This window comes from Paenibacillus sp. SEL3, assembly GCF_054602585.1.
This window is the reverse complement of the sequence record NZ_CM137725.1, coordinates 1,595,637-1,620,705: the sequence shown is the minus strand read 5'-3', so window position 1 is coordinate 1,620,705 and position 25,069 is coordinate 1,595,637. Positions and strand designations below refer to the sequence as shown.

Here is a 25,069-nt window from a genome sequence, read left to right as displayed (position 1 = left end):
TCTTCAACTATTTATCTAATGAAGGAGCTTTTAGATATGAACATTGCAGCATTAATCGACCATACATTGTTGCGTGCAGATGCGACGAAGGATGAAATTACGAAATTGACTGCCGAGGCAAAAAAATATCAGTTTGCTTCTGTATGTGTGAACCCGGCGTGGGTAGCTTATGCAGCAGAACAGCTCGCAGGCACAGGCGTAGCCATTTGTACAGTTATCGGTTTCCCGCTGGGAGCGAGCACGTCCGCAACGAAAGCATTTGAAACGAAAGATGCTATTGCTAACGGAGCGACTGAAATTGATATGGTTATTAACATAGGCGCTTTGAAGGAACGTGATGTACAGCTCGTCGAGCAGGACATCCGTGCGGTCGTGGAAGCAGCTGCTGGTACACTGGTAAAAGTGATTATCGAAACCTGCCTGCTGACTGACGAAGAGAAGGTACTGGCATGTGAGCTGTCCGTCAAAGCGGGGGCGAATTTTGTGAAAACCTCGACAGGCTTCTCAACAGGTGGAGCTACTGCGGAAGATGTGGCTTTGATGCGCAAAACGGTAGGACCTGAGATTGGTGTCAAGGCTTCAGGCGGTGTACGCAGTCTGGAAGACGTGCAAAAATTAGTAGAAGCTGGCGCAAGTCGGATCGGTGCAAGTTCCGGTGTGAAAATCATCGAGGGCGAGCAGTCTACATCTTCCTACTAAGTTTATTTTAAAGTCATGGAGGGATTCGCAATGAAGGATCAATTGATTCAGAAAGCGCTTGAGGCGCGTAAACAGGCGTATGTTCCGTATTCGAATTTTCAGGTGGGGGCTGCGGTTCTCGGAAGCGATGGCACGATTTATCACGGATGTAATGTGGAAAATGCCTCCTACGGCTTATGCAATTGTGCAGAGCGGACAGCGATTTTTAAAATGGTATCCGAAGGCTGCCGGAAAATTGATTCGATTGCGGTTGTAGCTGATACGGAAGGGCCTGTGTCTCCATGTGGGGCCTGTCGTCAGGTCATTTCCGAATTTGCTCATCAAGATACCAAAATTTATCTGACAAACCTTCATGGCAACACGGAAGAGTGGACGGTGGATCAATTACTGCCGGGTGCCTTTCGACCTGCGGATCTGGGGAAATAAAAAAAAGAATGCCTCTTTGGGGCGCGTTCTTTTTATGGGGAATGTAAGCGCTTAATGTAATAAGGGGGAAATTAAATGAAATATGTAATCGCTCTGGTAGGACTGCTTGTTGTATTTGCACTTACTTACGTTGCCAGCAGTGACAAGCGCAAAATCAGGTATCGTCCGCTGGTGGTTATGGTTGTTCTGCAAGCAGCGCTAGCTTTTGTATTGCTGAATACAGGGATTGGTGAAATTCTAGTCAAAGGTTTTGCAAAAGGGTTTAATAGTCTGATTGGTTATGCTATGGAAGGGATTAACTTTGTTTTTGGCGGAATTGCGAATGAAGGAGCAGCCCCGTTCTTTATCGGTGTACTGCTGCCAATCGTGTTCATATCCGCGCTGATTGGTATTTTGCAATATGTAAAAGTGTTGCCTTTTATTATTAAATATATCGGGCTTGTCTTGAGCAAAGTAAACGGAATGGGTAAACTGGAATCCTACAACGCTGTAGCTTCGGCTATCTTGGGTCAATCCGAGGTGTTTATTTCCGTTAAGAAGCAAATTGGTCTGCTGCCAAAACATCGGTTGTATACGCTGTGTGCGTCTGCGATGTCTACGGTGTCCATGTCGATTGTGGGAGCTTACATGCAAATGTTAAACCCCAAATATGTGGTCACAGCTTTGGTATTGAACCTGTTCGGCGGCTTTATTATCGCTTCCATTATTAATCCGTACAAGATTGAGAAAGAAGATGATTTACTGGAGGTTCAGGAGGAAGAGAAGCAGTCCTTCTTCGAAATGCTCGGAGAGTATATTATGGACGGCTTCAAGGTTGCGATTACGGTAGCTGCGATGCTGATCGGTTTTGTGGCGCTGATTGCCATGGTTAACGGGATTTTCTCCTGGTTGTTTGGAATCAGCTTTCAGGCGCTGCTTGGATATGTGTTTGCGCCTTTCGCTTTTGTCATGGGTATTCCGTGGAACGAAGCCGTTCAGGCGGGCAGCATTATGGCTACCAAACTCGTATCCAACGAATTTGTGGCTATGCTGGATCTGACCAAGCAAACAGGCTTGTCGGAGCGCACGGTCGGGATCGTATCGGTATTCCTCGTATCCTTTGCTAACTTCTCATCCATCGGTATCATTTCCGGGGCGGTGAAGGGGTTGCATGAAAAACAGGGAAATGTGGTGGCCCGCTTTGGTCTGAAGCTGTTGTACGGGGCAACGCTGGTTAGCGTGCTGTCGGCAACGATTGCAGGGTTGTTTTTGTAAAAAAAACAGCGAGTCAGGAAAGGATTTTTATAATGTCTAAATTTAAACGGATTCACTTGGTGGTTATGGACTCGGTTGGTATCGGCGAAGCGCCGGATGCTGCCCAGTTTGATGATTACGATGTAGATACGCTCGGTCATATTGCCCGCGAACGCGGTGGTCTGAAGATGCCGAATATGGGTAAGCTCGGTCTGTCCAATATTCGTTCCATAGAAGGAGTGGCAGCGGCCGACAAGCCGCTCGCGTATTACACTAAGATGCAGGAAGCGTCCAATGGTAAGGATACGATGACGGGTCATTGGGAAATCATGGGTTTGAATATTGCAGTTCCTTTCCGTGTATTTCCCGATGGGTTCCCGGATGAGCTGATTCAACGCATTGAGGAGCACACAGGTCGCAAAGTGATTGGCAATAAGCCTGCTAGCGGAACGGAAATCATGGATGAGCTGGGCGAAGAACACGTGAAAACTGGAGCGCTCATCATCTATACCTCGGCGGACTCTGTGCTGCAAATTGCAGCGCATGAGGAAGTTGTACCTTTGAAGGAGCTCTATGAGATTTGCGAGTTCTGCCGTAAAATCACGCTGGAAGATCCGTACATGCTGGGTCGCATTATTGCACGTCCGTTCGTAGGCGAGGCAGGGAACTTCTCCCGTACCTCCAATCGGCATGATTATGCGCTCAAGCCGTTTGGTCGCACTACTATGAACGAGCTGAAGGATGCAGGTCTGGATGTGATCGCCTTGGGTAAAATCTCCGACATTTATGACGGTGAGGGTGTGACGAAGGCGGTGCGTACAGTGTCCAATATGGACGGCATGGATAAGCTGGTGGCTACGCTCGATGAGAATTTCACCGGATTAAGCTTTCTGAATTTGGTGGACTTTGACGCTGTATACGGTCACCGTCGTGATCCGCAGGGATATGGTCAAGCTTTGGACGATTACGATGCGCGTTTGCCAGAGGTTTTTGCCAAAATGACCGATGACGATCTGCTGATCATCACTGCAGATCATGGGAATGACCCGACGTATCGGGGAACGGATCACACCCGCGAATATGTACCTTTGCTGGCATATTCCCCGCGTTTTACAGCTGGGGGCAAGGAGCTTGCGGTTCGTAAAACCTTTGCTGATATTGGAGCGACTGTAGCGGATAACTTTGGTGTAAAACTGCCTGAACACGGAACGAGCTTTTTGGCAGAGCTTCAGTAATCAAAGACTAGCAAGAGTACAAGCAAGATTACTAGTAACGATACAAATAACGATACAAGCATGGACAAATGAGACGGAGGAATAAAAAACATGAGTGTACACATTGGAGCCAAACCCGGAGAAATTGCAGAAACGATTTTGCTGCCAGGAGACCCGCTACGGGCAAAATTTATTGCTGAAACGTATCTGGAGGACGTGACCTGCTACAACGAGGTTCGCGGAATGCTCGGATTCACGGGTACGTACCAAGGCAAACGCCTATCTGTACAGGGAACTGGGATGGGGCTGCCGTCTATCAGTATTTATGTCAACGAACTGATTAGCGAATACGGTGTGAAAAACCTGTTCCGCGTGGGTACATGCGGCGGAATGAAGGAGCATGTGCACGTTCGTGACGTCATTTTGGCACAAGCATCCTGTACGGATTCCGGTATGAATCGCCATATTTTTGGTGGCTACGACTACTCGCCGATTGCCAGCTTCGATCTATTGAAGGGCGCTTATGATCGTGGTGTTGCCAAAGGCTTGAACATGCACGTCGGCAATGTATTCAGCTCAGACAGCTTCTACCGTGATGACAAATCAGTGGTACAAAAGCTGATGGAATACGGTGTGCTGGGTGTAGAGATGGAAACTTCGGCTTTATACACGCTGGCAGCCAAGTTTGGCGTAAACGCATTGACGATTCTGACGGTAAGCGATCATTTGCTGACGGGGGAAGAAACGACCGCAGAAGAACGGCAAACAACCTTTAAAGAAATGATGGAAGTTGCACTGGATACAGCAGTATCTCTGTAAACGATCATACGCACAGTGAGGAGAAATGACATATGAGAATGGTAGACTTGATTGAGAAAAAACGTGACGGAAAAGAACTGAGTACGGAGGAAATTAATTTTATTATCCAAGGCTACACTCAGGGTGAAATTCCCGATTATCAAGTCAGTGCATTGGCGATGTCCATTTTCTTCAAAGATATGACTGAACGCGAACGCGCTGATCTGACGATGGCGATGGTTCATTCGGGTGATACCATTGATCTGTCCGCGATTGAAGGTGTAAAGGTCGATAAGCATTCCACTGGCGGTGTGGGTGATACGACAACGCTGGTACTGGCTCCGCTCGTAGCGGCCTTGGACATTCCGGTAGCCAAAATGTCAGGCCGCGGCCTCGGACATACCGGAGGAACAATCGACAAGCTGGAAGCTATTGAAGGCTTCCACGTCGAAATCAGCAAGGACGAATTTGTGGATTTGGTAAATCGCAGCAAAATTGCGGTCATCGGACAAAGCGGTAACCTGACACCTGCGGACAAAAAGTTGTATGCCTTGCGTGATGTTACGGCGACGGTCAACTCGATCCCGCTGATTGCCAGCTCGATTATGAGTAAGAAAATCGCTGCCGGCTCCGATGCTATCGTACTCGATGTAAAAACAGGTGCAGGCGCATTTATGAAAACCGTAGATGATGCCAAAGCACTGGCACATGCCATGGTGAGCATCGGTAACAATGTGGGTCGCAAAACGATGGCAGTCATTTCCGATATGAGTCAGCCGCTGGGTCTGGCCATCGGGAACTCGCTGGAAGTGAAAGAAGCGATTGATACGCTGCGCGGCGAAGGACCCAAAGATCTGGAAGAACTGTGCATGGCTTTGGGCAGTCAGATGGTATTTTTGGCAGGGAAGGCAGATTCCCTCGATAACGCCGAAGAGAAGCTCAAAGAAGTCATTCGTAATGGCAAAGCACTGGAAAAATTCAAAGAGTTTATTGCGAATCAGGGCGGTGACGCTTCTGTAGTGGATCATCCTGAACGCTTGCCGCAAGCACAGTATCTTATTGAGGTGCCTGCGAAGCAGGACGGTGTGGTAGCTGAAATCGTGGCTGACGAAATCGGTACCGCAGCGATGTTGCTTGGAGCAGGACGTGCGACCAAAGAATCCGAGATTGATCTGGCCGTCGGCTTGATGCTGAACAAAAAGGTCGGGGATGCTGTTCAAAAAGGCGATTCGCTAGTTACTATCCATGCGAACCGTGAAGATGTAGCTCAAGTACTGGAGAAAATCTACGCGAACATCCGTATTGCGGATCATGCGGAAGCGCCAGTGCTAATCTACGGAACAGTGACAGAGTAAGCGATATGCCCTATTTATAAAGTCGTATTGGGTGTCTTTGATCAGGTTTGAAAAATATGACAGCTGGACTCATAATAGATATGAGTTCGGCTTTTTTTATTGTAAGGCCGAGGGCAACACAGAGGAGGAGAGACATGTTCAGATTATACAGCGATGTCCGGGGAGCAGCCTATGAAAGACTGATTGATTATGCTATGGAACGGGCAGACACGTTTATGTTGGGCATACATAAATGGGCGACAGAGGATGAGAATGGTGTGATCGACCAGGATGTCCTGTTCAAGGAATTGTTACAGCAATTGAATCCTTTTTTGCTGTCCACACACTCTTATGAGGAAATTAGGGGCATCCATTCCATTGCCTACACACAAGGAACATTTTACCGATACCAGTGTGCGCCCGAGGCAGGGGGACTATTAAAGCAGGCGGCGTCCAGTTTGTTTTCCTGGGTACATCCCCAATTACCCGAGGATTTGTGCTTCCAGAATGCGGATGGAGAGGATTGGATCATTAACATAGCTCACGAACGAATAGGTAGACTAAACATGGCTAAAGAAGAAGCGGTTGAATTGGGGAAGCTTATCCCTGGTGTGTTTATTCACCAACCTGAATATCATCAGAATATAGATGTTTTTCTGGACGATGCTATTCGGCATCAACCGGATCGAGTAGAGATTATGCGGTTTGGCTTGAGGGAGATACCGGAACGGATTAGAGAATTGTATTCCTTGAAACATCTGACCATTTTCGAGCAGGATATACGAACACTACCGCATGCTTTGTTCGAATTGGAATCGTTGGAGTCACTAACGATACAAGTAGCTGATTTGGAAGAGCTACCCGCTGACATTGCCAAGCTGACTCAACTCAAAAACCTGAGGATCAGCTGTGGATGCTATGATCGCCCGGCACCAGATGTCAAAGTAATTCCCAAAGAGGAGCTGGCATTCCGGCATTTGCCTCCTGAAATCGGAGAGCTGCAACAACTGGAGTATCTGGATATCCAGTATAGCGGAATCCGTACGTTGCCTCCTGAAATACAAAACCTGAAAAATCTACGCTCTTTGGACATTGTGAACGGATTCATCGAATCGGCACCCGATTTTATATATAAAATGACTTGGCTTGATCGCTTCCTTATAGAAGATAAGCCGTTCCATCTGTGCAATCACAGTGACGACTGAAGGATAGATAAGAAAAGGAGGAAATCAAATGGTGGAGAAATGGGTTTGGATGGGGGTTGCAGGGGCAATTGTGGGTTATGCCACTCTTGCCAATATATCGACTACCATGCATAGTACATCATCGGTGAGTCAGGAGCACCCGGCTGCTCCGTTAAGTGCACAGAGTGAGAATGGGAGCGCAGCGAAGCGTATTGTACATGATCAAAGAATGCATTTTGAAGGACAAGGCGAAACGAGCTTTAAATTTGAAGAGGGGCGCAAGCTGTACATCAGTATCAAGAATACAGGTAAGCAGCCCATACAATACAAGCTCAACAGTTCGAATGGATCGGACTTGCAAGGTACAACGAGCGGATTTTCCAGTCGAACGTTGCAGCCAGGAGAACGCCATGATCTGCTGTTTGTAAAGCCAGAAGGGCAGGATGAAGCAGCAAATGACTCCTTGAAAGAGATGATTTTGAAAGTAAGTACAGACGATGGATCGCAAGGAAACGTTAAAACCTTCGCTTATATTACACTGTAAGCTCCTTCCAGAAAGGGCACGACATGCGGTCATTAGTCTACTTATGTTACAATAGAACGGTTGAAGACTTAATGAACAGAATAGGTCAGAGCAGAAAGCAGAAAGGATGACCCGTTGTGCCCATAAACCATGAATTCGGTAATCAAAAGATGTCACGGAGGCTGTCACTCACAGCTATTTTACTTACACTTACTTTTGTGGCACTTACTGGCTGTGGTCAGGATAAGAATGCTGAAACCATTGATACTGGAAGCAGTACAAGCGTGATCGAGAATGGAGCCGGTGGTAATCGTAGCGGTTCAGCCCAAAATGACAAAGCAGCGAAAGAGAGCGAGAGTGCAGAAAACAGCGATACTGATGCACAAAAGTTAGCTCCTTCGGCTCCAGCTGCTTCATCGGATACTTCTTCTTCTCCGGCAGCCTCCAATCCATCGCAAAATCCATTTGAGGTAGCAGGTATTCAAGATCCTAAAGCGTTTTTGAACACGTTCAAAGCGCTGCAGAAGGCAGTTGCCGACAATGACAAGGAGAAAGTGGCCGATTATATTTTGTACCCTCTGCGTGTTAATGATAGTGAAAAGTCGTTAACGATTCCGAATAAGAAAGATTTTATTGCCAAGTATGATCAGATTTTTACGGACGCGATTCGCGAGGCGCTTGTGAATCAAAAGACAGATGATTTGTTTGTTAATTATCAGGGAGTCATGGTGGGATCAGGTGAACTGTGGTTGAGAAGGGCTACGGACAATCCGAAGCTTTTTGGAGTCTTTTCGATTAATCTTGAAACGGTTGCCAACTAAGTCGTACCCCGTGTGTAAATGACCTCTAAACGGTCGGAAACATATACAATGTTTCTGACTGCCCCCCTTAAAGAAAGAAAAGTACAGATAATGCATACCAAAAAAAGGTTTGACATCACTCCTAAACTCTCGTATTATATCCGTATAACTCATTAAACAGGTAGGAATTAAAGAATTAAAGTTTGATCTCGCCATTTTGGCGGAGAACCTCTAGGAACAGCAGGCAGACACTGTCCACACGACAGGTTTGACCTAACAGGGCTGCATCAGGGAATTCTCCGCTCTTTTTTTAATTATGTCTGTAAATAACAGGCGTAAATGAATACAAATTACATAGAATTCGGGGTGTCTTGATGAAGAGGCAATGGAAAAGTGGACTTATTCTCGGACTATCTTTGGTTTTAACGATGATGCTAAGCGCTTGCGGGGCAAGCAAGGGAGGGACGGAGGCGGATGGTAGCTCTGCTGCCGTGGAGTTGCTCAATGTTTCTTATGATCCGACCCGTGAGCTGTATGAGGCATATAATAAAGCATTTGCCGCCCATTGGGAGAAGGAGAAAGGACAGAAGGTTACGATTAAGCAATCTCACGGAGGATCTGGCAAGCAAAGTCGTTCTGTGCAGGACGGGCTGGATGCGGACGTGGTCACTCTGGCTCTGGGCTATGATATTGATGCGCTACAGGAAAAAGGACTCGTTCAAGAGGGATGGCAAAGTAAATATGAGCATAACAGCGCCTCGTACACTTCAACCATCGTGTTATTGGTACGCAAAGGGAACCCGAAAGGGATTAAGGACTGGGACGATTTAATCCGTGGCGATGTGCAAGTCATTACACCGAATCCTAAAACTTCGGGTGGAGCACGTTGGAACTATCTTGCAGCCTGGGCTTATGCGCTCAAGAAGAACAATAATGATGAAGCCAAGGCCCAGCAGTTTGTACAGGAGCTGTATAAGCATGTGCCGGTATTGGATAGCGGAGCACGTGGAGCGACAACGACTTTCGTAGAGCGTGGAATTGGCGATGTGCTGATTGCATGGGAAAATGAAGCACTGCTCTCGGTGAAGGAGCTGGGTGCGGATAAATTCGATATCGTATATCCGTCGATCAGTATATTAGCTGAACCTCCGGTAGCAATAGTCGATAAGGTGGTAGATAAAAAAGGTACACGCGAGGTAGCGGACGCGTACCTGAAATATTTGTACAGTGAAGAAGGGCAGACCATTGCTGCTGAAAATTATTATCGCCCAACATTGAAGAGTGTGACGGCAAAGTTCAAGGATCAATTTCCTAAATTGGAGCTCGTAACCTTGAAGGATGTATTCGGGACATGGAAGGAGACGCAGCAGAAGCATTTCAGCGACAAAGGCATTTTTGACCAGATTTATGTACCCGGCAGTTCATAAAATAGGTGGACTGTGTAGACGATTGGATTGGTATCCGCGAGTGTCATAGTGAATGAATTCAGAGAGGGATGGACAGAACATGAGTCAAGTGCAAGCCACTCGAAAACGCGTACTTCCCGGGTTCGGGTTAACAATGGGTTATAGTGTGCTGTATCTCAGTCTGGTGGTGCTGGTGCCTTTATCGGCACTGCTTCTGAATTCAACTGGACTGACGTGGGAGAAATTCTGGGACGTGGCGACTGATATCAGGGTGCTGGCTTCCTACAAGGTTAGCTTTTTGTGTGCCGCGGCTGCGGCGCTGATCGACCTGTTTCTCGGTTTATTGATAGCCTGGGTGCTGGTGCGTTATGAATTTCCGGGGAAACGAATTTTTGATGCGGTGATTGATTTGCCCTTTGCTTTGCCTACTGCGGTAGCGGGGGTTGCTCTAACTGCCCTATATGCGCAGAACGGCTGGATCGGTTCGTTGTTCGAACCGCTTGGATGGAGGATGGCGTACTCACAGACGGGGATTACGCTAGCATTGATGTTTATTGGCATTCCGTTTGTCGTACGGACAGTTCAGCCGGTGCTGGAGGAACTGGACAAAGACGAGGAGGAGGTCGCTGCTACGCTGGGAGCTGGCAGATGGCGTATCTTCTGCAGCGTTATTGTGCCGGAGCTGGTGCCACCGCTGCTGACGGGTTTTGCGCTCGCCTTTGCCCGCGGCATTGGCGAGTACGGCTCTGTCGTCTTCATCTCTGGCAATATGCCGATGAAGACGGAAATTGCTCCACTGCTCATAATGTCCAAGCTGGAGCAAAATGACTATGCAGGAGCTACGGCGGTAGCGTTGATGCTGTTGGTGATTTCATTCGTGCTGTTATTCGTGATTAACAGCATTCAGCGCTGGTCACGGCGCCGTACTGTCTAAACGTAACTGTCTAATGTAATTATCTAACGTTAACATCCAGGGCTGCGCATAATACCCGCGTTTTAAGGAGGGATACACCATGTCACAAGCGATAACTGGGCAGGAGCTTGCTTCTGCACCAGTGCCTTCATCCGCACCGCCCAACAGGGTCACGACCGAGTCCACTTGGGTGAAGTGGACGCTGATTGGTGCTGCTTTTTTAGCTTTGCTCTGGGTACTGGTATTGCCGCTAATCGTCGTGCTTACCGAAGCGCTCAAGCAAGGATGGGGCGTCTACGTCGAAGCGTTACGGGACCCAGATGCCATGTCTGCATTGCGGTTGACGCTGCTGGTGGCAGCGATAACGGTACCGCTGAATACGGTATTTGGTGTAGCTGCCGCTTGGCTGATCACGAAATTTCAATTTCGCGGCAAAGGCTTACTGGTCACCTTGATTGATTTACCCTTTGCCATCTCTCCTGTCGTTGGAGGGCTGATGTATGTATTAGTGTTTGGTGCACAGGGCTGGCTTGGACCGTGGCTGGACGAGCATGATATTAAAATTATATTTGCTTTGCCTGGTATTATTTTAGCGACGCTGTTCATCACCTTTCCATTTGTGGCGCGAGAACTCATTCCAATGATGGAAGATCAGGGACAGCAAGAGGAAGAAGCGGCGGTCACGCTGGGCGCGCGCGGTTGGCGCATTTTCTGGAAAGTGACGCTGCCGAACATCAAGTGGGGTCTGCTGTATGGCATCATTTTGTGTAATGCGCGAGCCATGGGTGAGTTTGGTGCAGTGTCCGTCGTCTCTGGACATATCCGGGGAGAGACGAACACACTGCCGCTGCATGTGGAAATTTTGTATAACGAATATCAGTTCTCGGCATCTTTTGCGGTGGCCTCGTTATTATTATTACTTGCTCTGGCAACCTTGGTGCTTAAAAGCTGGTTTGGACGCAAACGCGTGCATTAACTTATGATTTTGTATATGATCCCTTAGGGCCTCTCTTTGCGTCTATCGTCTGTTAACGGCGAGAAGATGGGAAGAGAGGCCCTTGTTCTAAGGTGGCTGATATGGATAATAAAATGATCATATCAAGGCACGTTGGTGTGCCCAGGAGGAGCGAAGGGAAAAATGAAACATCCGTTTCAGTCCTACCGTCAGCTGTTTCCAGTGCTGTCCTCACATATCCATGTAGGGAGCTGTTCCCAAGGGGCCGTATCGAGGCCGGTTTCCGCTGCCATTGAGGAATATCATCGAAGTTTGCTGCAACACGGTCATAACGGTGATCTGTCTATGGCACGTTTGGAGGAGGCTAGAGGGCATTTTGCCAAGCTCATCGGGGCGGAGACTGACGAAATTGCGGTCCTGTCCTCAGCCTCTGAGGCGATTGCCGGGGTGGCCACAGCCCTTCCTTATGTATCGGGAAAAGAAGGCATTGTGTATGCGGACACCGACTTCCCGACAGTGGGACACATCTGGCAGGCACAGGAGATGTTCCGTGATCACATCTGTTGTATCCCCTCCATCGAGGGAGAAGTGATAATAGAACAGTATGAGGAGCATGTTACGGAGAAAACTGCGCTCGTTATGGTGTCACAAGTGAACTATACCAACGGATTTCAGCAGGATTTAAAATCCATTGCAGATATAGCTCACCGAAATCAGGCGTTGCTGTTTGTGGATGCCTATCAGTCTGTAGGGATTATTCCAGTGGATGTAAAGGCAATGGGCGTAGATATTCTGGTCGCTGGAGCACGCAAATATATGCTTGGAATTCCGGGCGTGGCTTTTCTTTATGTAAGCAAGGATCGAATAGACCGCTTCAAGCCCCGTCTTACGGGCTGGCTTGGGCAGGAGCCCGCTTCCCGGTTTGATATTGCTCACCCGGTTCCGGCGGCGGGAGCCCGACGCTTTGAGACGGGATTGCCTTCTTTCATTAGCATTTTTGCCGCCAATGCGGCCTTAAAGCTGCTGCTGGAGATTGGGGTCACGAATATTCAGGCTTATATGAGTGAGTTGTTGGATTTTTCCGTTGAATATGGACGACGCAAAGGGCTACACATACGTGTACCTTACAGGGGAGGCACATTACCAAGCCTACTCGCTGTTGAAGTAGCGGACGTGTCGGCTGTGGAGAAGAATTTGAGAAGCCAAAATATGATCGTTTCAGCACGAAAGGATGTTATCCGTGTGGCTCCGCATTTTTACAATACGGCTGAGGAAGTCCGACGGGTTTTAGATGAATTGGCAGGGAGATGTTGAACGACAAAAGCCTCTTCCGAGTGAATGGGAGCATAACATGTCCCTTTTTACACAGGAGAGGCTTTTTTGGCGTTTAGAATTCTAATTATACGATTCGTTTGCGCAGCCAGCCGGAAATCAGATCCGTCAAAATGATCAGGACCACGATGCCGAGCAAGATAACGCCTACGCGGTTCCAGTTGCGCATTTGGAGTGCAAACAGTAGCGGAGTACCGATACCACCTGCACCGACCAGACCAAGCGTGGTAGCAGAACGGATATTAATTTCAAAACGGTAAAGCGAATACGAAAGAAACTGTGGAATCACCTGCGGTAGCACGGCGAAGAAAATCACCTGCCAACGGTTGGCACCGCACGCGATCAAAGCTTCCTGGGGCCCGTGATCGACACTTTCAATCGTTTCCGAGAAAAGCTTCGCCAGCATGCCTATGGAGTGAATGCCGAGGGCAAGCACACCCGCAAATGAACCGGGTCCAACGGCTTTGATAAACAAGATGGCGACGATCATTTCGGGAAATACCCGGATGACACTAAGCACAAATTTTCCGCTACCTGACAAGGGACGCAGACGGGTCATATTGCTGGACGCCCAAAAGGCGAACGGAAGACAGACAAATGCGGACACGAAGGTTCCGAGCACTGAAATGACCAGCGTATCCAGTAACCCGCGCAGTAAATCCTCTCCCTCAGGAATGTAGACGAACGACCAGTCGGGATGAAGGAAGCCGTCCAATATAGCGACAGAGACACTTTTGGCCGTTCCCTGTAATCCTTCAAACTGCATCCCGCGAAAAGCCCAAATATAAATGATGATTAGCAGAATAGCTATCGCCCATAGGCGCAGGCGGGAGCCAATAGGTCTGCGAAGCGTAGGATCATTCATAATAATTTCCTCCGTAGCAGGTTACTGCCGTAATCAATCGCAAGGACGATGACGAGGGTCAGTAGAATAATGATGCTTGCCCGATCATATCGGAACAGCCCCAGAGAACGGTCAAGCAACAGACCGATACCGCCAGCGCCAACCAGGCCCAGAACGGAAGCCGCGCGCACATTGACCTCAAAGGTATACAGCAAGTACGACACAAAATAAGGCAGAGCCTGCGGAACCACACCAAAGGCGATGACTTGGATGCGGCTCGCCCCAACAGCAGTCATGGCCTCCAGTGGTCCGGGATCAATGGCTTCAATCGCCTCAAAGGTCAGCTTGGCTATAATGCCAAAGGAGAAGAAGAGCAGGGCGAGCATCCCTGCAAACGGCCCGATGCCGAATACCGCCACAAAGATCGAGGCGAACAGCAAATCGGGAATCGTCCGTACTAGATTCAGGATCGTGCGCATCGGCAGCGAAATCAGCTTGCGCGGCATTACATTATAGGCACACAGCAACGCGACAGGGATCGCCAATATGGCTCCCAGTGTCGTGCCGACAATAGCGATCTGGATCGTTTCCAGCATCGGTTTCCAGATGGTAGGCAAGTAACTCCAATCAGGAGGAAACATTTCCTCCAGCAATTTGCCCATCTCCGGTAAGCCAACGATCAATTGGTAAGGCGTGGCATCCGTATGAATGGAGCAGGCTACCAGCACTACGATAAAGATCATCCAGGTGGCGTAACGCTTATAGCGTCCTGGCAAAGGTGGCCCTGCGGACGGCTTACTTGGCTGCGGCGGTCCAGCATGCGGTGACGGTTGCGTCGAAGAGAGCGGCTGGGCAGTAGAGTCGGGCTTCATGATCCCACTCCCAGCAGCTCATCATGCTTGATGGCCCGGCCGTAGATCTCCGCAAAGGCCTCATCCGTAGCCTCCTTCGGTGTGCCGTCAAAGACCACTTCTCCGGCGCGCAATCCGATGATCCGCGTTGCATATTCGCGCGCGAGATCAATGAAATGCAGATTGACGATGGTCGTAATCTGCATTTCACGGTTGATCCGCTGGAGGTCATCCATCACCTGGCGGGTGGTCAGCGGATCCAGCGACGCGACAGGCTCGTCCGCCAGAATGATTTTAGCCTCTTGCGCCAGAGCGCGGGCGATGGATACGCGCTGCTGTTGGCCACCGGACAGTTCATCTGCCCGGCTGTAGGCTTTTTCGCGGATGTTCACGCGCTCCAGCGCTGTTAGTGCCAGTTCGATATCCTCCTTCGGGAAGAGGCCGAGAATGGTTCGCAGCGTCGAATGATAGCCGACACGGCCGGAAAGTACATTGCGGAGCACCGTCGAACGCTTAACCAGATTGAAACTTTGAAAGATCATGCCGATGTCACGGCGAATGCGCCGCAGCTCGCTGCTTCCAGCAGACGTGACGGACCTGCCACCCACGACAATATCGCCGGACGTAATGTCATGCAGTCGGTTAATGGAACGCAGCAGGGTAGACTTACCTGCACCGGATAAGCCGACGATGACGACCATTTCTCCCTCCTGAATCGTCAAATTAATATTGTTCAACCCTTTGGTGCCGTTCGGGTATGTTTTCGATACGTTACGGAATTCGATCATATGCTCCCAACTTTCTCCCCCGATGGGGTGGAATGAAAACAACACCGCCATGAATACATGGACGGTGCTGCCCTGTCATTCGTAAAGCCTGTTTCGTAGCTGTTACTTCATTACAGTACCTTGCTTGCTCCGATTACTTAACCGCTTGACCAACAGCTTCGGCGTATTCACGCACGGAGTCGAAGTTTTTATCGTCGCCCTTTTCATAACCTACATGGGTGTAAATCTCTTTAATGATTTCGCCGCCTGCTGGGTCTTTGGCAATGTCAATAAAGGCTTGGCTGATCTTGTCTCTCCACGCTTGATCCATATCAGAACGTACGCTGACGGTGTCATTTGGAATTTTAGCTGTGTAATGAATGACGCGAGTTTTTTCAAATACATCCGGGATTTCCTTCTTCACCGTGTTACGTGCATCCTGGAAAACAGCTACCGCATCAACCTGACCGTTCAACAACGCCAGAATAGCAGCATCGTGGCCTTTGATTGTCACACCCTGCACATCCGTGTCCGGGTCCACGCCAGCTTTTTTCAGCTCTGCTGCAGGGTACACGTAGCCTGCGGAGGAGGTTACATTTTGCCAGCCAACCTTCTTGCCTTTCAGATCAGCTAGACTTTGAATCGGAGAATCCTTTTTCACTACGATCATGGCTTTATAAAAGTTTACTTTTTCAGTCGTGTCCTTGCCTGTAGCATCTTCAATGCCGTAGCGTTGAGCTTGCAACAGCAAATCGGCTGCTTTACGGTTATCGTGTGCCAGTACATAAGCATTTGGCGGAAGGAATCCTACATCTACCTGTTTGGAAGACATGGCTTCCACGATTGTATTGTAGTCAGGAGATACCGTTACTTTCACCGGGATTCCAAGCTTGTCACCCAGTAGATTTTCGAGCGGTTTGGCTTTGGCTTCGAGCGTATCTGCATTTTGAGAAGGAACGAACTGTACCTTTAACTCCTTAGGAACATAGGCTGTGCTTTCGTTTTTAGAGCCATCTGTACCCGGAGTGGACACGCTGTTGTTATTGCTTGCATTGGAGCCACAAGCGGCCAGACCCGCTGCCAGTGTGAAGGTCATGCACAAGGTCAGTGCTTTTTTGAACAAAATAATTTCCCCCTAAACATCGTAATAACGAAAATAAAATTAAAAACCTGTAAATGCTGTGACAAACCAAATCTTAACAGCTAGTCCCGCTGCTAGGGTAAAAACCACTCCTGACTTTGGTAAAAATGATGTAAAATTTATCATATTAACATTCTCTTAACAGTGCTCTGTTAGACTTGTTCAAGCTCTATGACCGAAGCTGAGGGAGAGAACAAGATTGGATATTTTGGATATTAACGAAAAGGCAGGCCATGAAAATGTAGGTCCTGTGAGAGTGAAATTCCGCATTATGGTTACAACCGATTTGCATGTCAGCTTGTGGAATTATGACTATTATACGGATCAGGAAACGCTGCATTATGGTCTGGCACAAACAGCCAGCTTGATTCAAATAGCCCGGGCGGAGGTACCCAATCACCTGCTGCTGGATAACGGAGATGTGATTCAGGGGAATCCAATGGGAGATTATGCTGTACAACGCCTTCAACAAGATCCAAGCGCGGTACATCCCGCCTATAAAGCCATGAATCTGCTTGGATATGAGGCAGGTAATATCGGGAATCATGAATTTAATTATGGACTGGAATACTTGCAGACTTGCCTTCAAGGAGCCCAATTTCCTTATGTAAATGCCAACATTTATATAACGGGAGAACAAGAACAAAACTACTTTACACCTTATCTATTACTGGATAAGACGGTAGAGGATGAAGCAGGTGGTAAGCATCTGTTGAAGGTAGGGGTCATCGGCTTTGTCCCTCCGCAAATTATGCAATGGGACAAGGCGTGGCTGGAGGGGAAAATCATTGTCAAAGATATGCTGGAAACAGCAAGACGGTTTATTCCAGAAATGAAGGCAGCGGGAGCCGATCTGATCATTGCCATGCCCCATGCTGGCTTCGAAGATATTCCCGAAACACTTGATATGGAAAATGCGGTGCTGCATCTGAGCAGGGTGGGAGGGATTGACGCCATTGTGTTTGGTCATGCCCATAAAGTATTTCCAGGATCTTCGTTTATGGGAAAAACAGGTGTTGATCTAGAGCGAGGTGCCATCCATGATATTCCAGCAGTGGAGCCGGGCTTTTGGGGGGATCATCTGGGGATCATTGATCTGGAGTTGACCTTTAGTGGAGGAAAGTGGCAGGTGGTTGCATCTGCTGCCGAGGTACGCCCGGTGTATGATCCGATACGCAAGGAGGCGCTGGTACAACCGGATACTGCCATTCAGCAGTCGGTAGCAGAAGAGCACGCCGGAACACTAGAGTATATTCGTGCACCTGTAGGTCAGACGACGGTGGCGGTGAACAGCTTTTTTGCTCAGGTGATGGATGATGCTTCGGTTCAGCTCGTGAATGATGCGCAAATGTGGTATGTGAAGCAGCAGATGCAAGGGAGCGAGTACGAAGGATTGCCCGTTCTGTCGGCAGCAGCTCCTTTTAAAACAGGCGGCAGATATGGCCCATCGTACTATACCCATATTCCGGTGGGAACGTTGGCGATCAAGCATATCGCCGATCTGTACAATTTTCCGAATACGCTGCATGTCGTTCGACTGACCGGAACGGAAATCCGGGAATGGCTGGAGTGGTCTGCTGGACAATTCCGGCAAATTGATCCTTCAGCAGAACAAGAGCAAGGGCTGATTAATTCTGATTTTCCAAGCTTTAATTTCGATATCATCGACGGTATCAGGTATCAGATTGATGTAACACAGCCAGCCAGATATGATGCTGACGGGGGCCTAAAGGATCCAGATGCACACAGAATCATTCAGATGTCTTTTGATGGCGAACCGATAGATATGCAGCGACATTATCTGGTTGTTACGAATAACTATCGCGCGTTTTCCTCTGCGCTGGTCAATCCGGGTGGAGAGCGAATTATACTTGCTTCACCGGATGAAAACCGTCATGTGCTGACCGAATACGTGCGGCATATGAAGACGTTGACGCCAAAAGCTGACGGCCATTGGTCCCTCGCCCCATGGTCAGGGCGTCCGCATGTGACGTTCCTGACCTCACCGCAAGCAACGGATGCCGCTAATGCCTATTCGGAGTTGCTTTATGAAGGGTTAACGGTAGAAGGGTACGCTAAGTTTGCCGTCGATTTCGGACGTTCACGGTAGAACTGCTAACTAGTTTTTGTCCTATAAGTCCACAGCATCAAAATAATAGAAATAGACTGTCCCGCAGAGGACGGTCTTTTTTCATAAAACAGATTTAAAATCGTACAAAACTCGTGATTTTATATGTCCTGAGTCGTGTTTAAAGTTATTGACCTCTCGTATAAATAGACATATACTTTGATTAAACAAATTTTGGTTTAAAAGGTAATGAAAAAGTCACCATCATTCGTTTGAGGGGGTGTCCCTTTGGAAAAAAACACCACGATCCGCGCAGAAATAGAAAAGTATATTCAAACTGAAGGCATTTCAATGCAGTGTTTTGCAGATGCTTCCAAGGTAAATCCGGGTACACTTAGCGGTATACTTAATCGGAACCCACCACGGCCGATCTCAGTCAATCAGCTTGATCTGATTACCGAGGCCATGGGATTGGAAGAAGGATCTTTGTTCGAGATGTATGTTGATGAATGTTTTATTCATTCCTTGCCGCACTGGAGGAGGTTGCGTCCGTTTCTCCTGCGTTGTTCAGAGTTGAACAAGCTGGAGTGTATACGCAGTGTACTTGGCTATTTGATGGACGATTTATCGAACGTTCCTGCCATTTTTGAGACCGCAGAAGCGATGTTTGAGGATGGCAGATATGAAGCTTCCATGCTTCTGTATGATTGTGTCATCGAAAGTGAGAAGTATACCCACTCTGAACGATTGGCGATCAGCTATTTCCGTATATTCCAGATTCAGATTAAGGATAACCAACGGAACTTGAAGGCTGCTGTACAATTCCATTTGTACCGTAGTCGTCTACCGGAAATTTACGCATTGGAAGGCTTACATATGCTATCTCAAGTGTTTGCTTTAAAAATGCAATGGTCCGAGATGGAAATGTATGCGGACGAGCTAAGAGAGCTGGCGCAGGCATTGTATCGCAATCGGAACCGTTTCGGAGATGAGCACCTGGAGCTGCTTAAGCCGCTCGTTTATTACTATGCTCAGGGGCATCTACTCAAGGCCAGTTGCTATGAGTTTCAGGGTAGATATGAGGAATCCAAGCAATGGATTGAAGGTTATGCAGATTTGAGCTGGTTTGAGGGTTTAGACGAAGAAGGCTGGAAAGTGGTCAACCTGCATCGTGTATATGCACAGGGCAACCGACTTTGTATTGAAATTAAAATGGGCAACACTTCTGCAATCTATGAATATATTACTTACCTGCGCGAGCATCCGGATGAGACATTGGAAGGCTTGAACACCTTGCTCGAATCGGCGAACCGGTTCGGTTATTTCGTGGATGCCGAACTGGGACTGTTTAGTCAGCAACTCAAGAACTTCTGGGAGCTTGCACCGGAACGATGGGACACTCATTATCGCAAGCACTTTAATGCATTTCGTTTTGCATCCTTTTGTAAGGTGTTTGCAGAATATTATTTCCGAAAAGGCGATTACCCCGAGGGAGTGGGACAAACACTGCATTGCTTGCAACTGTCTGTTGATAATAGCTATACCGAACATATCATTGGTTGTATGGCTTTATTTGAGCAGCATCGGAATTTTGCTACACCGGAACAGCAGCAATTGTATCAGAGCCTATGCCTAGGCGTGCGTGCAAATGAAAAGAATCATGCCTATGATCATAGTACCGGCGGATATTTATAATTCTAAATTTCATTCAAATTCTTCATATAACACGTTATTGCGAGGATATTCCCGTTTCAAAAGGGGATGTTCTCGTTTTTTAGCTGCTGCCGTCGCTTGTGACTTTTAGCATAGAGAGGACCGTTTTGCGCGTTGACAAGTTTCGCAAGCGGGATTAGGATAAATGCAGCACAGAAAGTGAAGGAGAGCATGAACAAATGACGATTCCCAAAACATTAACGATAGCCGGCTCCGACACAAGCGGTGGAGCGGGTATTCAGGCAGACCTGAAAACCTTTCAGGAGCTTGGCGTATATGGTATGACCGTATTGACAACCGTAGTAGCGATGGGGCCTAAAACCTGGGACCATCTTGTATATCCTGTTGCGTTGGATGTGGTAGAAGCGCAGCTGCGTACTGTATTGGAAGGTATCGGCTTTGATGCGATGAAAACCGGCATGCTTGGTTCCGTTGAAATTATCGAGCTGGTAGCCAGCCATTTGAAAAAGCATGATTTGAAGCGGATCGTAATTGACCCGGTCATGGTCTGCAAAGGCACGGATGAAGTGCTTCAGCCGGAAAATACAGAGGCGATGCTGGAATTGTTGATCCCTGGCGCTGACCTGGTAACACCGAACTTGTTTGAGGCTTCGCAACTGGCGAAGAATGGACCGATCACGACACTGGAGCAGATGCAGGAAGCGGCTGCGATTATCCATGAGCGTGGAGCTAAGCATGTACTGATCAAGGACCGTGGCAAAATTCGTGCAGGTAAAGCGATGGATCTGTTATATGACGGAATCACTTTTGACTGGTTTGAAGCCGATGTTGTAAAAACAAACTTTACCCACGGTGCAGGCTGCACCACTTCGGCAGCGGTAACGGCTGGTTTGGCACAAGGGCTGACTGTACGTGAAGCAGTGGATCAGGCCAAGAAATTCATTACACAGGCCATTGAAGGTAGCTTCAAGCTGAATGAATTCGTCGGTCCAACCCTGCATGCGGCACATCGTTTGCAAAACCAATAAAGCATGAAGGTCTGCGACATTAGGGAGACTTATAAATCCCCACCAGGCTGTATATATATTTAGGTTGCTTTAGGCAGCGACATCTATGATATATAAGTTAGATTAGGCTCAAAAGCCGCAATACATAGTATTGCGGCTTTTGAGGTTGTATTTTATTGGAATTTCAGCTTCCAGTTTGGTCTAATCGTACTGTATAATAGGCATCAGATTTATTACATTTAAGGAGGAACCGAAGCAATGACATTATTCAGCCAAATGGCTTACAGCCGACCAGAGCAACCTGAAATTGAACAGCGGTTTAAAACACTGTTGCAGCAGTTTCGTGAAGCGGACAGCGTAGAACGTCAAAATGAAGTGATTCATGCGATTAATAAGCTGCGCAGTAATGTGGAAACGCAATTGCAATTGGTGGAAGTTCGGCACTCCATTAATACGGAGGACGCCTTTTACAAAGCGGAGCAAGAGTACGCTGATGATTTCATGCCGGTTATTCAGGAGTATGTAACCGATTACTACCGGGCATTGGTGGATTCTCCATTCCGCAACGAGTTGGAGAGTCTATGGGGCAGCCAGCTTTTCAGTATTGCCGAGGTAGCCCTCAAGTCGTTCCATCCGGATATTATTGAGGATTTGCAGCAGGAGAATAAGCTGACTTCGGAATATGCTCAATTGATTGCTTCAGCGAAGATCCCGTTCGAGGGGGAAGAACGCACATTGTCACAGCTCCTGCCATTTGAAATGGCTACCAACCGGGAGACACGCAAACAGGCCTCCGAGGCTAAATATCAATTTATGAGTGAGCATGAGGACGAGCTGGATCGAATTTATGATGAATTGGTCAAGGTACGTACGCGCATGGCACACAAGCTGGGCTATGACAACTTCGTAGAATTGGGCTATGCCCGCTTAGGACGTACAGATTACAATGCCGAGATGGTAGCCAATTTCCGCGAGCAGGTGCTGAAGCACATCGTTCCTTTGGCAACCAAGCTGAAGGAGCGCCAGCGCGAACGGATTGGAGTAGATCAGCTTCGCTATTACGATGAAGGCTTCAACTTCCTGTCAGGCAATCCTACGCCTAAAGGTGACCCGGAGTGGATCCTTCGTAATGGAGCACGCATGTATGAGGAGCTTTCAGCGGAAACACATGAATTTTTCAGCTTTATGATCGAACGTGGATTAATGGATTTGATCAGCAAAAAGGGAAAACAAAGTGGAGGCTATTGTACATTTTTGAGCGAATATGGCACGCCGTTTATTTTCTCCAATTTCAATGGTACGTCCGGTGATATCGACGTATTGACGCATGAAGCAGGTCATGCCTTCCAGGTCTATGAAAGCCGACATTTTGAAATTCCCGAGTACCATTGGCCAACGATGGAGGCGGCTGAGATTCACTCTATGAGCATGGAGTTTTTTGCATGGCCCTGGATGAATCTGTTCTTCGAGGAAGATACGGACAAATATCACTTTGAACATCTATCTTCATCGTTGCTGTTCGTTCCTTACGGCGTAGCCGTGGATGAATTCCAACATGCCGTATACGAACATCCGGATTGGACCCCAGCCGAACGTAAAAGCGCATGGCGCTCCATTGAACGTAAGTATAAACCGCATCTGGATTATGAAGGCAACGAGTATCTGGAGCAGGGCGGATTCTGGCACAAACAAGGGCATATTTTCCAATCTCCGTTCTACTACATTGACTATACACTCGCGCAACTGTGCGCGTTCCAATTCTGGAAACGCATGAGTATCGACCGGACAGCAGCGTGGGAAGATTATTTGAAGCTGTGTCGTGCTGGGGGAAGTCGATCCTTTACCGGATTGGTTGAGCTGGCTGGACTCATCTCGCCATTCCAAGATGGTTGCATTGCCTCAGTAATCGGAGAAATCGAAGCATGGCTGAACAGTGTGGATGATAAAAAGCTGTAAGCTAACTAAAAAGGGCATTTCACTTACCTGTCAAAGCGGAAAAGCATGCAAATGACATGTTTTATAGGTAAAAGCAGGGCGGTTGCACGAAAAAAAGCCGGGAACCTCTACATGATGTAGGAGTCCCGGCTTTGTGTGATTTTAGAGCAAATATACCTTATTCATGTTTGGTGTTGAGTGGTTTGAGATTAGCCTCAATCGAAGCACGGCGCGACTCCAAAAATGGAGGCAGTGATAGGGATTCGCCCAGAAACTCCAATTCCTCATCGGTGTCAAACCCTGGTCCATCGGTAGCCAATTCAAACAGAATGCCGTTCGGCTCACGGAAGTACAAGGAACGGAAATAAAAGCGATCTACAAAACCAGAGTTGGAAATTTGCAGCTGACCAATACGCTCTACCCATTGTTTGAGCTCTTCCTCGGTTTCAACACGGAAAGCTACATGATGCACACTGCCGCGTCCTGGTCGCTCTTGTGGCAGATCGTTGCGCTCTTCCAGATGCACCTCAGTTCCTGTACCGCCTTCACCCGTTTCATAGATGACCACATCCGGTTGTCCAGCAACAGGGGAAGGATAGGAGCCCTTTTTGCGGAAGCCCATAACCTGTTCAAGAATGAGAATAGTATTCTCCGCTTTGGGAATGGTCAGATGAACGGGCCCAAGTCCTACAATGCCGTATTCGGCAGGGACAGGGCTTTTCTCCCAAGGCGTGCCGCCACGCATTCCGTGATCATGCTCATCTGAAACGAGGAAGAAGCGTTGTCCTTCAAAATCCTCAAACGAAAGTGCCAGGCGTCCTGCTTGATCCGTAATTTCGCCATGTTTTACATCCAGCTGCTCGAAGCGGTTTTTCCAGTAATCCAGTGCCTTGTCATTTGGTACCCGTAGGGAGAGAGCTGAAATGCTGTTATTTCCTGTACGAGTTTGTCCCGCATGTGGAATTTCAAAGAAAGTGACTTCTGTACCCGCAGTTCCACGCTCATCTCCGTAAAAAAGGTGATACACACTAACATCATCTTGGTTCACCGTTTTCTTGATCAACCGAAGTCCCATTACCTGAGTATAAAAATCAACATTTTTAGCCGCTGCCGCTGTAATCGCCGAAACGTGATGCAATCCTAATAGTTTCATGTCATTATCCTCCTTGGTTTTTATATGATTAGGTTTTTCTAAACAAAATAAACAGTCGAAAAACTTTTCTTTATATTTATTATCTTGATATTAAGATATATTATTTTTGATTGTTTGTCAACTTAAATTATGACTTTGCTTGGAAGATCGGACAAAACTAGAATTTCGAAATAATGCAAAAGCAGATACAATAAAGCCCAATAAGGCCCAATATAGATAGAACGAATTTTATTATAAAAGGAGTGTACTCAATGTATACGGATAAGGATTTAACGATTAGGCCTGTTACAGAAGAAGACCTGCCGGCTCTTTGGACGTTAACTTTTAAGGAAGAAGCACCGGAATGGAAGCAGTGGGATGCACCTTATTATGAACATAAGCCACTTTCTTTTGAGGAGTATTTAAAAGAGAAGGAAAAGCGAATCGGGCAAGATGACTTTTGGATCATTGAAGTGGAGGGTAAGGTCATTGGATCGGTTAGCTACTATTGGGAGCATCAGCCTTCCCAATGGCTTGAAATGGGGATAGGTATCTTTGATTCGCGGTATTGGAGCGGTGGGTACGGTACGAGGGTGCTTCGACTGTGGATCACGCATTTGTTTAATACATTACCTCTAGTAAGAGTGGGCTTTACAACCTGGTCAGGAAACCATCGGATGATGAAGGTTGGGGAGAAACTGGGCATGACCCTCGAAGCCAGGCTTCGCAAGTGCAGATATTATAATGGAGAGTATTATGATTCGATCCGAATGGGGCTTCTACGGGAAGAGTGGGAATTGTGATTAAATTTTAAAGTATAGAAGACTCGCAAG

23 protein-coding genes are annotated in these 25,069 nt (G+C 47.7%); 18 read left to right on the top strand and 5 right to left on the bottom strand.

Annotated elements, in window-relative coordinates; all coding sequences use genetic code 11:
- Positions 1-36 precede the first annotated feature (36 nt).
- The 13 genes from deoC (at position 37) to ACYCS5_RS07675 (ending at position 12,799) form a co-directional block, all read left to right on the top strand.
- Positions 37-699, top strand: a complete 663-nt coding sequence (gene deoC, locus ACYCS5_RS07735; protein WP_029519323.1) for a deoxyribose-phosphate aldolase — start codon at positions 37-39, stop codon at positions 697-699.
- 30 nt (positions 700-729) lie between these two features.
- Positions 730-1,125: a cytidine deaminase gene (locus tag ACYCS5_RS07730; RefSeq protein ID WP_029519322.1), complete on the top strand. Its 396-nt coding sequence runs from the start codon at positions 730-732 to the stop codon at positions 1,123-1,125.
- A 75-nt stretch (positions 1,126-1,200) separates the two neighbouring features.
- Positions 1,201-2,379 carry a NupC/NupG family nucleoside CNT transporter gene (locus tag ACYCS5_RS07725; protein ID WP_134903749.1) on the top strand — a complete coding sequence of 393 codons (1,179 nt, stop codon included), beginning with the start codon at positions 1,201-1,203 and terminating at the stop codon, positions 2,377-2,379.
- A 32-nt stretch (positions 2,380-2,411) separates the two neighbouring features.
- Positions 2,412-3,593, top strand: coding sequence for a phosphopentomutase (gene deoB, locus ACYCS5_RS07720; RefSeq protein ID WP_459761026.1), 1,182 nt, complete (start codon positions 2,412-2,414; stop codon positions 3,591-3,593).
- A gap of 90 nt (positions 3,594-3,683) precedes the next feature.
- Complete coding sequence (gene deoD, locus ACYCS5_RS07715) at positions 3,684-4,391, top strand: purine-nucleoside phosphorylase (protein WP_013312036.1); 708 nt, start codon at positions 3,684-3,686, stop codon at positions 4,389-4,391.
- A gap of 32 nt (positions 4,392-4,423) precedes the next feature.
- On the top strand, positions 4,424-5,725 hold the full coding sequence (locus ACYCS5_RS07710) for a pyrimidine-nucleoside phosphorylase (protein WP_459761025.1): 1,302 nt from the start codon (positions 4,424-4,426) through the stop codon (positions 5,723-5,725).
- A 134-nt stretch (positions 5,726-5,859) separates the two neighbouring features.
- Complete coding sequence (locus tag ACYCS5_RS07705; RefSeq protein ID WP_341040036.1) at positions 5,860-6,909, top strand: leucine-rich repeat domain-containing protein; 1,050 nt, start codon at positions 5,860-5,862, stop codon at positions 6,907-6,909.
- 28 nt (positions 6,910-6,937) lie between these two features.
- Positions 6,938-7,432, top strand: a complete 495-nt coding sequence (locus ACYCS5_RS07700) for a hypothetical protein (protein WP_459761024.1) — start codon at positions 6,938-6,940, stop codon at positions 7,430-7,432.
- A gap of 116 nt (positions 7,433-7,548) precedes the next feature.
- The gene (locus ACYCS5_RS07695) at positions 7,549-8,232 is read left to right on the top strand and encodes a hypothetical protein (RefSeq protein ID WP_029519308.1); all 684 of its coding nucleotides are present in this window, start codon (positions 7,549-7,551) and stop codon (positions 8,230-8,232) included.
- Between the two features lie 353 nt (positions 8,233-8,585).
- On the top strand, positions 8,586-9,638 hold the full coding sequence (locus tag ACYCS5_RS07690; protein ID WP_459761023.1) for a sulfate ABC transporter substrate-binding protein: 1,053 nt from the start codon (positions 8,586-8,588) through the stop codon (positions 9,636-9,638).
- Between the two features lie 79 nt (positions 9,639-9,717).
- Positions 9,718-10,551, top strand: a complete 834-nt coding sequence (cysT, locus tag ACYCS5_RS07685; protein WP_459761022.1) for a sulfate ABC transporter permease subunit CysT — start codon at positions 9,718-9,720, stop codon at positions 10,549-10,551.
- Positions 10,552-10,630: 79 nt separating this feature from the next.
- Positions 10,631-11,506: a sulfate ABC transporter permease subunit CysW gene (gene cysW / locus ACYCS5_RS07680; RefSeq protein ID WP_459761021.1), complete on the top strand. Its 876-nt coding sequence runs from the start codon at positions 10,631-10,633 to the stop codon at positions 11,504-11,506.
- Between the two features lie 162 nt (positions 11,507-11,668).
- Complete coding sequence (locus tag ACYCS5_RS07675) at positions 11,669-12,799, top strand: aminotransferase class V-fold PLP-dependent enzyme (protein WP_029519301.1); 1,131 nt, start codon at positions 11,669-11,671, stop codon at positions 12,797-12,799.
- 85 nt (positions 12,800-12,884) lie between these two features.
- Here the strand turns inward: ACYCS5_RS07675 and phnE (ACYCS5_RS07670) are convergent, their stop codons facing one another.
- The 4 genes from phnE (ACYCS5_RS07670) to ACYCS5_RS07655 all read right to left on the bottom strand — a co-directional run bounded on the left by phnE (ACYCS5_RS07670) (position 12,885) and on the right by ACYCS5_RS07655 (position 16,402).
- On the bottom strand, positions 12,885-13,682 hold the full coding sequence (gene phnE / locus ACYCS5_RS07670) for a phosphonate ABC transporter, permease protein PhnE (RefSeq protein WP_013312028.1): 798 nt from the start codon (positions 13,680-13,682) through the stop codon (positions 12,885-12,887).
- The gene (phnE, locus tag ACYCS5_RS07665; protein ID WP_459761020.1) at positions 13,679-14,533 is read right to left on the bottom strand and encodes a phosphonate ABC transporter, permease protein PhnE; all 855 of its coding nucleotides are present in this window, start codon (positions 14,531-14,533) and stop codon (positions 13,679-13,681) included. The genes phnE (ACYCS5_RS07670) and phnE (ACYCS5_RS07665) overlap by 4 nt, the downstream gene beginning before the upstream one ends.
- A complete protein-coding gene (phnC, locus tag ACYCS5_RS07660) occupies positions 14,530-15,300 on the bottom strand; it encodes a phosphonate ABC transporter ATP-binding protein (protein WP_069011950.1) in 771 nt (256 codons plus the stop codon). The genes phnE (ACYCS5_RS07665) and phnC overlap by 4 nt, the downstream gene beginning before the upstream one ends.
- Positions 15,301-15,433: 133 nt before the next feature.
- On the bottom strand, positions 15,434-16,402 hold the full coding sequence (locus tag ACYCS5_RS07655) for a phosphate/phosphite/phosphonate ABC transporter substrate-binding protein (RefSeq protein WP_069011952.1): 969 nt from the start codon (positions 16,400-16,402) through the stop codon (positions 15,434-15,436).
- A 217-nt stretch (positions 16,403-16,619) separates the two neighbouring features.
- On the opposite strand from ACYCS5_RS07655, the gene ACYCS5_RS07650 reads away from it, so the two are divergent.
- From ACYCS5_RS07650 to ACYCS5_RS07635, 4 genes are all read left to right on the top strand, one after another.
- Positions 16,620-18,530, top strand: coding sequence for a bifunctional 2',3'-cyclic-nucleotide 2'-phosphodiesterase/3'-nucleotidase (locus ACYCS5_RS07650; RefSeq protein ID WP_459761019.1), 1,911 nt, complete (start codon positions 16,620-16,622; stop codon positions 18,528-18,530).
- A gap of 246 nt (positions 18,531-18,776) precedes the next feature.
- Positions 18,777-20,183: a DNA-binding protein gene (locus ACYCS5_RS07645; RefSeq protein WP_069011956.1), complete on the top strand. Its 1,407-nt coding sequence runs from the start codon at positions 18,777-18,779 to the stop codon at positions 20,181-20,183.
- A 197-nt stretch (positions 20,184-20,380) separates the two neighbouring features.
- Positions 20,381-21,190 carry a bifunctional hydroxymethylpyrimidine kinase/phosphomethylpyrimidine kinase gene (thiD, locus tag ACYCS5_RS07640; protein WP_029519291.1) on the top strand — a complete coding sequence of 270 codons (810 nt, stop codon included), beginning with the start codon at positions 20,381-20,383 and terminating at the stop codon, positions 21,188-21,190.
- Between the two features lie 237 nt (positions 21,191-21,427).
- On the top strand, positions 21,428-23,125 hold the full coding sequence (locus ACYCS5_RS07635; RefSeq protein ID WP_340933219.1) for a M3 family oligoendopeptidase: 1,698 nt from the start codon (positions 21,428-21,430) through the stop codon (positions 23,123-23,125).
- 157 nt (positions 23,126-23,282) lie between these two features.
- Here the strand turns inward: ACYCS5_RS07635 and ACYCS5_RS07630 are convergent, their stop codons facing one another.
- On the bottom strand, positions 23,283-24,257 hold the full coding sequence (locus ACYCS5_RS07630; RefSeq protein ID WP_029519287.1) for a ring-cleaving dioxygenase: 975 nt from the start codon (positions 24,255-24,257) through the stop codon (positions 23,283-23,285).
- A gap of 251 nt (positions 24,258-24,508) precedes the next feature.
- Between ACYCS5_RS07630 and ACYCS5_RS07625 the strand changes: the two genes are divergently transcribed.
- The gene (locus ACYCS5_RS07625; protein WP_459761018.1) at positions 24,509-25,039 is read left to right on the top strand and encodes a GNAT family N-acetyltransferase; all 531 of its coding nucleotides are present in this window, start codon (positions 24,509-24,511) and stop codon (positions 25,037-25,039) included.
- Positions 25,040-25,069 lie beyond the last annotated feature (30 nt).

Excerpts from the sequence above, each read along its gene's own strand:
- deoB (WP_459761026.1), top strand. The coding sequence starts at position 2,412 with ATGTCTAAATTTAAACGGATTCACTTGGTGGTTATGGACTCGGTTGGT.
- ACYCS5_RS07725 (WP_134903749.1), top strand. The coding sequence starts at position 1,201 with ATGAAATATGTAATCGCTCTGGTAGGACTGCTTGTTGTATTTGCACTT.
- ACYCS5_RS07675 (WP_029519301.1), top strand. The coding sequence starts at position 11,669 with ATGAAACATCCGTTTCAGTCCTACCGTCAGCTGTTTCCAGTGCTGTCC.
- ACYCS5_RS07705 (WP_341040036.1), top strand. The coding sequence starts at position 5,860 with ATGTTCAGATTATACAGCGATGTCCGGGGAGCAGCCTATGAAAGACTG.
- ACYCS5_RS07635 (WP_340933219.1), top strand. The coding sequence starts at position 21,428 with ATGACATTATTCAGCCAAATGGCTTACAGCCGACCAGAGCAACCTGAA.
- phnC (WP_069011950.1), bottom strand. The coding sequence starts at position 15,300 with ATGATCGAATTCCGTAACGTATCGAAAACATACCCGAACGGCACCAAA.
- cysT (WP_459761022.1), top strand. The coding sequence starts at position 9,718 with ATGAGTCAAGTGCAAGCCACTCGAAAACGCGTACTTCCCGGGTTCGGG.
- deoD (WP_013312036.1), top strand. The coding sequence starts at position 3,684 with ATGAGTGTACACATTGGAGCCAAACCCGGAGAAATTGCAGAAACGATT.
- thiD (WP_029519291.1), top strand. The coding sequence starts at position 20,381 with ATGACGATTCCCAAAACATTAACGATAGCCGGCTCCGACACAAGCGGT.
- phnE (WP_013312028.1), bottom strand. The coding sequence starts at position 13,682 with ATGAATGATCCTACGCTTCGCAGACCTATTGGCTCCCGCCTGCGCCTA.
- deoC (WP_029519323.1), top strand. The coding sequence starts at position 37 with ATGAACATTGCAGCATTAATCGACCATACATTGTTGCGTGCAGATGCG.
- ACYCS5_RS07700 (WP_459761024.1), top strand. The coding sequence starts at position 6,938 with ATGGTGGAGAAATGGGTTTGGATGGGGGTTGCAGGGGCAATTGTGGGT.
- ACYCS5_RS07690 (WP_459761023.1), top strand. The coding sequence starts at position 8,586 with ATGAAGAGGCAATGGAAAAGTGGACTTATTCTCGGACTATCTTTGGTT.
- phnE (WP_459761020.1), bottom strand. The coding sequence starts at position 14,533 with ATGAAGCCCGACTCTACTGCCCAGCCGCTCTCTTCGACGCAACCGTCA.
- ACYCS5_RS07730 (WP_029519322.1), top strand. The coding sequence starts at position 730 with ATGAAGGATCAATTGATTCAGAAAGCGCTTGAGGCGCGTAAACAGGCG.
- cysW (WP_459761021.1), top strand. The coding sequence starts at position 10,631 with ATGTCACAAGCGATAACTGGGCAGGAGCTTGCTTCTGCACCAGTGCCT.
- ACYCS5_RS07625 (WP_459761018.1), top strand. The coding sequence starts at position 24,509 with ATGTATACGGATAAGGATTTAACGATTAGGCCTGTTACAGAAGAAGAC.
- ACYCS5_RS07630 (WP_029519287.1), bottom strand. The coding sequence starts at position 24,257 with ATGAAACTATTAGGATTGCATCACGTTTCGGCGATTACAGCGGCAGCG.
- ACYCS5_RS07710 (WP_459761025.1), top strand. The coding sequence starts at position 4,424 with ATGAGAATGGTAGACTTGATTGAGAAAAAACGTGACGGAAAAGAACTG.